The organism is Pontibacter sp. HJ8 (genome assembly GCF_054824225.1).
This window is the reverse complement of the sequence record NZ_JSYF01000229.1, coordinates 1-9,975: the sequence shown is the minus strand read 5'-3', so window position 1 is coordinate 9,975 and position 9,975 is coordinate 1. Positions and strand designations below refer to the sequence as shown.

6 protein-coding genes and 1 pseudogene are annotated in these 9,975 nt (G+C 46.9%); 5 read left to right on the top strand and 2 right to left on the bottom strand.

Annotation, left to right across the window (positions count from 1 at the left end):
* Positions 1 to 11: 11 nt before the first annotated feature.
* From OB13_RS10855 to OB13_RS10845, 3 genes and pseudogenes are all read left to right on the top strand, one after another.
* Complete coding sequence (locus OB13_RS10855; protein ID WP_461490186.1) at positions 12 to 3,152, top strand: SusC/RagA family TonB-linked outer membrane protein; 3,141 nt, start codon at positions 12 to 14, stop codon at positions 3,150 to 3,152.
* Positions 3,153 to 3,182: 30 nt separating this feature from the next.
* Positions 3,183 to 4,781, top strand: a complete 1,599-nt coding sequence (locus OB13_RS10850) for a RagB/SusD family nutrient uptake outer membrane protein (RefSeq protein WP_461490185.1) — start codon at positions 3,183 to 3,185, stop codon at positions 4,779 to 4,781.
* Positions 4,782 to 4,906: 125 nt separating this feature from the next.
* Positions 4,907 to 5,508 (top strand): annotated as a pseudogene (locus OB13_RS10845) (ribonuclease HII).
* Between the two features lie 23 nt (positions 5,509 to 5,531).
* On the opposite strand, the gene OB13_RS10840 reads toward OB13_RS10845, so the two are convergent.
* A complete protein-coding gene (locus OB13_RS10840; RefSeq protein ID WP_461490184.1) occupies positions 5,532 to 5,966 on the bottom strand; it encodes a response regulator in 435 nt (144 codons plus the stop codon).
* Between the two features lie 45 nt (positions 5,967 to 6,011).
* Positions 6,012 to 7,484: a sensor histidine kinase gene (locus tag OB13_RS10835; RefSeq protein ID WP_461490183.1), complete on the bottom strand. Its 1,473-nt coding sequence runs from the start codon at positions 7,482 to 7,484 to the stop codon at positions 6,012 to 6,014.
* 478 nt (positions 7,485 to 7,962) lie between these two features.
* Between OB13_RS10835 and gcvT the strand changes: the two genes are divergently transcribed.
* Together gcvT and OB13_RS10825 are read left to right on the top strand one after the other, a co-directional pair.
* Positions 7,963 to 9,051, top strand: coding sequence for a glycine cleavage system aminomethyltransferase GcvT (gene gcvT, locus OB13_RS10830; RefSeq protein ID WP_461490182.1), 1,089 nt, complete (start codon positions 7,963 to 7,965; stop codon positions 9,049 to 9,051).
* Positions 9,052 to 9,145: 94 nt separating this feature from the next.
* Positions 9,146 to 9,871: a 2-phosphosulfolactate phosphatase gene (locus OB13_RS10825; protein ID WP_461490181.1), complete on the top strand. Its 726-nt coding sequence runs from the start codon at positions 9,146 to 9,148 to the stop codon at positions 9,869 to 9,871.
* Positions 9,872 to 9,975 lie beyond the last annotated feature (104 nt).

Below are 9,975 nucleotides of genomic sequence, written 5' to 3'. Positions count from 1 at the left end.
ATCACAAATCAATGAAAAAACTACTACTATTGAGTTTTGCGCTGGTGTTTGCCCTGCTTCAACAGGCTGTGGCACAGGGCAAAACTGTTACGGGTAAGGTGACAGACCAGGCGACCGGCCAAGGCCTTCCTGGTGTTGCAGTACTTGTGAAGGGTACCAGCTCCGGTACAGCTACAGGTGCTGACGGTTCTTACAGTATCAATGTGCCAGCAGAAGGCAACACATTAGTTTTCAGATTCCTGGGGTATAAAATAGTAGAGCGTGCAATTGGCACGGCAAGCTCTGTAAATGTAACGCTTGAGGTCGATCAGACACAACTGGATGAGGTTGTGGTAGTGGGCTATGGCGCTCAAGCAAAGAAAGATGTGGTTGGTGCAATAGCAACCGTTTCTGGCGAACAACTCAAAAATTTGCCGGCTCCTTCATTTGATAGAGCTTTGGCGGGTAGAGCAGCAGGCGTGCAGGTTATTACGCCTTCAGGTTTGCTAGGACAAGCACCTCAGATTCGCATCAGAGGTATAAACTCAATCTCTTCAGGTACTTCTCCACTAATTGTAGTCGACGGGGTGCCATCTGTTAGTGGCAATACTGGTGGGTTTACTAGTGCAAACGCCCTTGCAGATATCAACCCGAATGATATTGAGTCAATGGAGATACTGAAAGATGGTGCTGCAACTGCTATTTATGGTTCAAGAGCATCGAACGGTGTTATTCTGATCACTACTAAAAGAGGCAAGGCAGGTAAAACTCAATTCAACTACGATGTATGGGGGGCTTCTGCAACTGTTTCTAAGCGTTTCGATTTATTGAATGCCGATGAGTTCATTGAAATCGCTAACGAAAGGTTTAGGAATGCTGGTCAGCCCGCACAGGCTAACCCGACACCTGATGGAAAAGGTGGCTTTATGGATACAGATTGGCAAGACCATGTCTTTAGACGTTCTTTACAGCAGAGTCACAATATTTCTGCCTCTGGTGGTACAGAAGGAGGTAAATATTTTGTTTCATTAGGATTTACAGATCAAAAAGGTGCTATAGAAGCGAATGCCCTAAAACGTTATAGCTTTAGAGCCAATCTTGATCAAAACATAAACAATTTCCTGAGCTTTGGTGTTACATCTGGTTTAACTTATCAGAATAACGAAGGTCCCCTGGCCGGATCTAACAACCTGTCAGGCAACGTGTTTGGAGCGACCCGTATGCTCCCGAACGTGCCTGTTCTCAATCCTGGGGATCCAACAGGATACAACATCGAACCGGGTGACAGAAGAGTTTTAGGTAAAGGCGGGAATAACATTCCAATTTCAGATAACATACCTAACATTCGCTTTGTATTGGATAACAACAAGCGTGTAGCACAAACCTACCGCGTGCTCGGATCCACATTCCTTGAGGCTAAAATTGTTGAAGGTCTGAAAATAAGAACCCAACTAGGTCTTGATGGTTCATTCGTTGATGACTTCGTGTTCGGCGATCCGAGACACGGTGACTCATTCAGCGCGAACGGTTCTATCTCTCAGGCTTATAGTCCATTTGTTAGATGGAACTGGCAAAACATTATGAACTACAACAAGGTGTTCAATGATGCGCACACGCTTGATCTGACTTTGGTGTCCGAACTACAGCAGCAAAGATCATCTTTCTACCAGGCAAACATACAGAACTTGTCTGACAGGTTCTTTAACGAGAATATCGTATCTGGCTCTTTCGTGACACCTACTGTTGGTGGTGGTTTGGTTAGAAATGGCATTGAGTCGTACCTGGGTCGTTTTAGCTACAATTATAAGAGCAAATACTACTTAACGGGCTCTATCAGAAGAGATGCTCTCTCATCGCTTCCAGTTGAAAACCGTGTTGGTTATTTCCCTGGTGTTGGTGCCTCCTGGAGAATATCTGAAGAGGATTTCTTTGTAAACTCTGGAATTAACTTCATCTCTGACTTGAGACTAAGAGCTTCATTTGCTGAAGTGGGCAACACGGACATTGGTTCATTCCCTTATATGGGAACATATGGTGCAGCCGCTTACGGAAACCAGCCTGGTATTGGATTTAATAACACAGGAAATCCACTATTGAGATGGGAGTCTCAGAAGAAATATGACGCAGGGATCAACTTAGGATTATTGCAAAACAGAATAATGCTTAATGCCAGCTATTGGGTAAATGAGAACGATAACATCATATTAGCTGCTCCAACTCCTCCATCACTTGGCGTGCCAGGTAACTCAATCAACAGAAACATTGGTAGCGTTAGAAACCAAGGTTTAGAGTTTGAACTGAACGCAACAGTAGTTGATAACTCTGCCTTCTCTTGGACTACAGCCCTGAACGTTTCTACACAGAAAAACGAAGTGTTGGGTCTTGTTAATGGGCAGGATATCACAACAGCCTATAACTTAACGCGCGAAGGAGAATCTATTCGCGCCATCTACGGCTATGTGTACAGAGGTGTTAACATGACAAATGGTAACCCACTGTATGAGAAGGCTGACGGAACCATAATTCAGGGTAGAATTGACAATCAGACATACTACGTGTACGATCCAAGCAACCCGAATTACTACTTCAATCCTGCATTGCCTGAATCTGCCTCAAACCCGGATAACAGAGCAACTTTAGCGGGATCAGACAGAAGAATTTTGGGTAATTCATTACCTAAGTGGTTCGGTGGCTTCAACAACACGGTAACGTATGGTGACTTCGACCTGAACGTATTCCTGAGATTCCAGGGCGGTAACTACATTATGAACAGAACCCGCCAAGATCTATTGAACATGAACTTTGTGAATAACAGCACTGAAGTTTTGGGTAGATGGCAAAGTGCTGATGCTCCTGGTGACGGCCAAACGCCACGCCTGTATGCATCTAGAGGAAGCTTTATTAACCTGGAAGATAGGGCAAGCACAAGATTCGTTGAGAAAGGTGATTTCCTTCGCGTAGATAACGTTTCATTAGGTTACAGCGTGCCTAGTGCTGTTGCTGGTAAAATCGGCCTGAGCAAACTTCGTGTATATGCTTCTGGGCAGAACCTGCTTGTTCTGACAGGCTATTCTGGACTGGACCCAGAAACCAATACTACTGGAGCTGGAGTTGATTACAACGGAAACCCTCAATTGAGAACCTTTACCTTCGGTGTGAATGTTGGTTTCTAATTTAAATTCAAATATTAAATAAGTATTAATATGAAAATAAGATACAATAAAGCCAGCAAAGGCTTATTATATACCTTCCTGGGGCTCTCCATGTCTTTGGCCTCATGTGAAGAAATCACGGATCTGGCGCCTAACAACAGTCTTACTGAGGAAAGTGCTCTCACGACTGCGGACCGGGTTGCACAGGCTGTAACCGGCGTGTATAGCGCGGCACAGATGGGTGATTATGTAGGCACTGGTGTAGCAAGGGGGTATCCTTTCGGAGCAGCCAATACCATACAGCAAGACGCAAGAGGCGAAGATGTGATAGCAATTCCATCTTTTTACCTGATAACTTACGAAGGTAGTTATAGCTTGACTTCTGCGAACAATCAGGCAATGTGGGAAACTACATATGCCATGATTAACAGAGGCAATGTGGTTATAGAAGGTCTTGCAACTGCAGTGACTAACGGAGTGATTACGGCCGATCAAGCAAAAGCTTATGAAGCTGAGATTCGTTTCCTGCGTGCTCTGGGGCATCATGAATTATTGATTCACTTTGCTCGTCCATACAATCATACTGCTGATGCATCACATTTAGGGGTGCCCTACAGAACAATTGCTGTAAATACACCTGCTAAAGTTGACGAAGCAGCGGTGCAGGGAAGAAATACCGTGAAAGAGTGCTATGCGAAGCTAATCGAGGACTTGAATTTTGCAGAGGAAAATCTGCCTGCAACACGTGCAAATGCCTTGAAAGTGTCCAGAGCTACTAAAGGTGCGGCTATTGCATTGAAAACCCGTGTGTATCAGCATGCTAACAATTGGGCTAAAGTTATTGAGGAAGGTGAGAAAATAGTTACAGGTACTTCTTCTTTTACAAGTCCTATAGGTGGTTATGCTCTAACACCATCTCCAGCAACTCCGTTTGTATTAGCTAACAACTATACTAATTCTGAATCTATTTTCTCAATCGAGAACAATACAAATAGAAACTCAGGTACAAATGGTGCGCTTGGTGCAATGTATAATATGGCTCCTGGTAGAGTGCTGATAGCTATCTCACCTATTATTTGGAATTCACCTTTCTGGTTGCCTGGCGACTTAAGAAGAACGACTCTAGCTACAAACAATGGCCGTGGCTATTTCACCACTAAGTACAAAGATCCACAAACCTGGACAGATGCTAACCCAATTATCCGGTACGCAGAAGTGCTCCTAAACGTAGCAGAGGCACGTGCACGCACAAGTGCTTTAGACCCACAAGCACTGGCTCTGCTTAATGCTGTACGTAACAGATCTGTTACCACAGCTGCAGACCAGTACACAATGGGAAGCTTTGCTTCTGGTAACGATCTGGTTCGAGCTATTCTGAACGAAAGAAGAATTGAGTTCTTGGCTGAAGGCAAGCGTTGGGGCGATATCCACAGACTGGCCACTGACCCGAACTTCACTACTAATGGTGTGCCAGCGAAAGTATCCTGGACTGGTACTACCTTTGCATCTTGGAATGCGGCAACGCCTTATACTGGCGCCCGCTCCGTAAATGCTATACCTTATGATGACTACAGATTCATCTGGCCTATACCTCAATCAGAATTGGATGCAAACCCTGTTCTCAAAGAACAGCAGAATCCGAACTGGTAATAGTTTAATGAGATTCGATTTCGAATTAAAGTTAACTTCTTATTAAAAGGCTGTCCCAGAATTTGGGACAGCCTTTTTAGCTTATTGAAAGGGTTTTATTGGATTATGGTTACTCATTGAACTAAATGCTCCTCCCGAACTATAGCGGAAATATTTTAGAAGCCGGCGTAGACGAGGCAGGCAGAGGTTGCCTGGCCGGACCGGTAGTGGCTGCCGCCGTCATTCTTACTCCCGATTACCAGCATGCACTGCTCAACGACTCAAAAAAACTGAGCTATAAGCAGCGGGAAGAGATACGGGAAGAGATTCTAAGGGATGCAGTGCCCTGGTCGATCGGGGAGGCCTCTTGCCAGGAGATCGATGCTGTCAATATTTTGCAGGCCACCTACCTGGCCATGCACCGTGCCATTGCAGGATTAGGTATAGCACCCGCTTACCTGCTTATTGACGGCAACCGGTTTAAGCCTTACCGGCCTATACCCCACGCTTGTATCATAAAAGGCGATGGGAAATACCTTTCCATTGCGGCGGCATCGGTACTGGCAAAAACGCACCGGGATGAACTAATGGGTGGACTTGCAAGGAATTTACGCAGTATGGCTGGGAGCAGAATGCAGGATACCCTACCCGGAAGCACCGCGAAGCGATAGCCGCGGCAGGTGCAACACAACATCACAGACACTCTTTTAAACTGCTTCCGGATCAGGTAACGCCAGTCGGGGTATAGCAGAGAGATAGAAAAAAATTAATTTACTTGAGCTTGATCAGGTCCAGGAACAAAGTAAAGCTATCGAGCGAGGAGTGGCTGTTTTCAAAGTTATCAAACGACATAGGCTTAACTATGTAGCCTGTCACGTTTAGCTTCTGGGCAGCCATACGGTCTGTTTCTTCATTGGAGGTAGTCATAATGAACACAGGTATATGGCTGAACTCCGGCTCCGTGCGGAGCTCTACCAGCAACTCCAGGCCATTCATCTTCGGCATATTGATATCCAGCAGAATCACGCTGGGGGCAGGAGAAATTTTAGCAACCCCATCGCCTCGCAGCATATTAAGCGCCTCGCGGCCATTGCGGGCCACGTGTATGGGATACGTTATACCGATTTTCTTCAATTCCCGCTCCACATTCATAATATCCAGGTAATCATCTTCTACCAAAAGGATATTAACTTGCTTATTCGTCATGGTTATTGTCAATGTTAATGTGCAAAGTTAGGATAAAATTACCACTTATGCCTGATTTTTAGGCCAGGTAAAGCTAAACGTAGCCCCCTGACCCAGGCTGGAAGATACCCAGATGGCGCCTCCATGGCTTTCAATGATCTTCTTCACAATAGCCAGGCCAACCCCGGTACTCTCTACTGCATCCCGCTCCTGCAGCGTCTGAAAGATCACAAAAATGCGTTCATGGTACTCCGGGGCTATACCTGGCCCGTCATCTGACACGGAGAATGTATAGAAAGAATCCGATTCCGAACATGTCACGTCCAGGTGACCTTTTTCCTGGTGATGGTATTTGATGGCATTGCTGAAGAGGTTCAGAAAAACCTGGTGAAGGGGCACCCGCTCCGTATGCAGCACAGGCATATCGGATCCGACATCAATCGTGAAGCCCGGAGGGGGAGATACCATGTCGGCCACCTCGGTGAGCAACTGATTTACGTCTACTTCTTCCTGGCTATGGCTGGTACGTCCAATGCGGGCCAGTGCCAGAATGCCGTTGATCAGGTTTTCCATACGGTGCACCCGCACCCGCATCATCATCAGGTATTCTTTGATGTTGGCCGGCAGGTTTTGCCCCATATCTTCTTCCACCCAACGCGAAGCCACCTCTATACCCCGCAAAGGCGCTTTCAGGTCATGCGATACGACATAGGCAAACTGGTCCAGCTCCTTGTTTTTGCGGTCCAGTTCCCCAAATGTTTCATCGATCGTGGCTGACATCCGGTTGAGTGAATGCGAAAGCTGGCTGAGTTCGTCATTTGAGGTATCTACGATCTGGGTCTGGTACTCTCCCCTGGATATCTTGTCGGCCAGCATCACCATTTTCACGATTCTGTTGGTGATAAGCCTGGTAATATAGTAAGCCCAGCCTAGTCCCAGTAGCACAGAGAGGATCGTGAGTACGGTAGAGACCTGCCGGGTGGTGGTGATACTGCTGTTGAGGCGCTCCCGCCTTTCTTCCCGCAGCTTGTACTCAAAGGCATTAAAATCCCGGAAGGAGGTCCTGACAGAGTCCATGATGATTTCTTCTCCCAGCAACAGGGTGTCTAGTTTCAGGTCAAACGACCTGCTGGAAACAGAGAGTGTGTCGGCGCGCTTCATCAGGATGAGCGGCTCGGCATACTGTTGCTGCCAGCGGTGATGCATGCTGATGATCTCCTGCAGCTTATTGACTTGCCCGGTCGAGCTGGAGGTATAGCCTTTGATCTCTTCGAACAAATTGGGCAAATGCTTTCTGGCCTGGTAATAAGGCACCAGAAACTTCTCGTTTCCATTCAGCAGGAAGCCGCGCAGGCCTGCTTCCATGTCAATGATGTTACGCTGCAGAGAAGCGGAGTTACGCACCACAATCTGGGACCGTGATACCCACTGGGAGTTTTCGATCACATCTTCCGACAACTTAAAGTTAACAATGGCAACAGCTGTGAACAGGATCGAGATCAATACGAACCCGATAAATAGCTTGGTTGATAATTTCATGGAGGTTTACCTGTCTCGATGCTTTAAGGTAGAGATAGCCGTTAGTCAGTGACAAACGGGCCGGTAAGTTGCTATATTAGCAAGAATAGTGGTTCCGGAAAAATGCGGTTTGCAAAAAGACCGGTAAAACAACTGCTGGTACGTGATAATCAGGGGAGGTGCCTGGCTTGAAAAGCACCTTCGGGTGAGTATTTCTGAAATTCATTATCTTTTGGCTAAAAAGTAATTCTACGGTTTACGATTCTACAGGAGCAAGGTTATATATGGTTTCCCCTATTTATTTGTATTTTGAGAGGTAAAAGTGGCGGGGTTCTACACCAGGTATAGGCGCTTTGAAATGAACGGGGCAATGGCAGGAAAATACCAGCTCAGGCCGGATTCCCGGGAATGCATGACAGCCAGTGGTATAAAATTTCGGATGCGGCTATATTTTAGTTAATTTTGCCGGCAACCACTTGTAATAGCAAACGAACCAAAAATGGAACTGAAGAAAATAGCACTAAATGATGTGCACGAGTCGCTTGGCGCGAAGATGGTGCCTTTTGCAGGGTATAACATGCCGGTGCGTTACTCCTCCGATAATGAAGAGCATAACACCGTACGCAACGCTGTCGGTATATTCGATGTGTCGCATATGGGCGAGTTCTTGGTAAAAGGACCACAGGCCCTCGACCTGATCCAGCGTACCACTTCAAACGATGCCTCCAAACTGACGCCTGGCAAGATCCAGTATTCCTGTTTCCCCAACGAAGAGGGAGGTATAGTAGACGACCTGCTGGTGTATTGCCTGGGTGAAGAAGAGTACCTGCTGGTGGTGAATGCATCGAACATCGACAAAGACTGGGCCTGGATCAATAAATTCAATACAAAAGGTGCTGTGCTGGAAAATATCTCGGATGAGCTGTCGCTCTTTGCGGTGCAGGGACCCAAGACGGTAGATGCCCTGCAGGCACTTACTTCGGTGGATCTGAGCAGCATGGCCTACTATACCTTCGAGCAAGGCGAATTTGCCGGTGTACCGGATGTTATACTGTCTGCTACAGGCTATACCGGTTCCGGTGGATTTGAGATCTATGTAAAGAATGCGGATGCCGAAAAAGTATTCCACGCCATCATGGAAGCCGGCAAAGCACATGGCATTAAGCCGATCGGCCTGGGTGCACGCGATACGCTTCGTCTGGAGATGGGCTTCTGCCTGTATGGCAACGACATCGATGACACAACGTCTCCGCTGGAAGCAGGCCTGGGCTGGATCACCAAGTTCGACAAAGACTTTACCAACGCTGAGAGCCTCAAAGAGCAGAAAGCGGCCGGAGTTTCCAAAAAGCTGGTTGGCTTCGAGATGCTGGAAAAAGCAATTCCGAGAGCGCACTACGAGATCGTAAATGCAGAAGGCGCCAAAATAGGCGAAGTAACTTCCGGTACAATGTCGCCTACGCTGGGGAAAGGTATAGGCATGGGCTACGTGCAGACAGAATACAGCAAGCCTGGCTCCGAAGTATTCGTTCGCATCCGCAACAAGGACATGAAAGGCCAGATCGTGAAGCTGCCATTTGTGAAGAAGTAAATTTAATTGCTGGTTGTTGATTGTTAATTGTTGTTCACATGAATGAACATTATAAGAATCAACAATCAACAATTTAACAATCAACAATTCAAGAATGCCAAGTATAGATGTATGCTATAGCCCGGAGCTGTTGCATTTGTATGAACTGGAGGGAAAAGCCGTAGTGGCCGTCGACGTACTGCGTGCAACCTCTACAATGGTGACAGCCTTTGCGCATGGTGCCACCGATATTATACCTGTGATGCAACTGGAAGAATGCCGGGCTTATGCCCAGCAAGGGTGCCTGACGGCTGCAGAGCGCAATGGCATCAAAGCGGAAGGTTTTGACTTGGGGAATTCCCCTTTTGCCTATATGCATGCAGGTATAAAAGGGAAAACCATTGCTATCACCACTACCAACGGGACACGGGCTATTCGCTTGTCGGAGGCTGCAAAGGAAATTGTGGTGGGCTCTTTTCTGAACCTGCAGGCCGTGGCAGACCATCTGGAGGAACTTCAGCTGGATGTGATCGTCGTTTGCGCCGGCTGGAAAGGAAAGTTCAACCTGGAGGATACCTTGTATGCCGGTGCCTTGGCAGAGCGCTTGCAGGCTAAGTTTGCATTTGAGAACGACGCTACGCTGGCCTCGCTATACCTGTACCATGCTGCCAAAGAAGACATGGTCACTTTCCTGAGACAGTCCTCGCATGTGCAGCGCCTCGAAAACCTGGAGATTCACAAGGACATCGAGTTTTGCCTGCAGCATGACGTATACGATGTGTTACCGGTCTGGAAACAGAACAGGCTGGTGGACCTGAGAGTTGAGGAATTTAAGAGTTAGAGAGTTTAAGAAGTAGAAATTTGGAGTTTTGATAACTACTGGGGTCAACTTCAAATATTGAAATCATGCTTTCAAAACAAAACAGGGCCGATCATGCATGATCG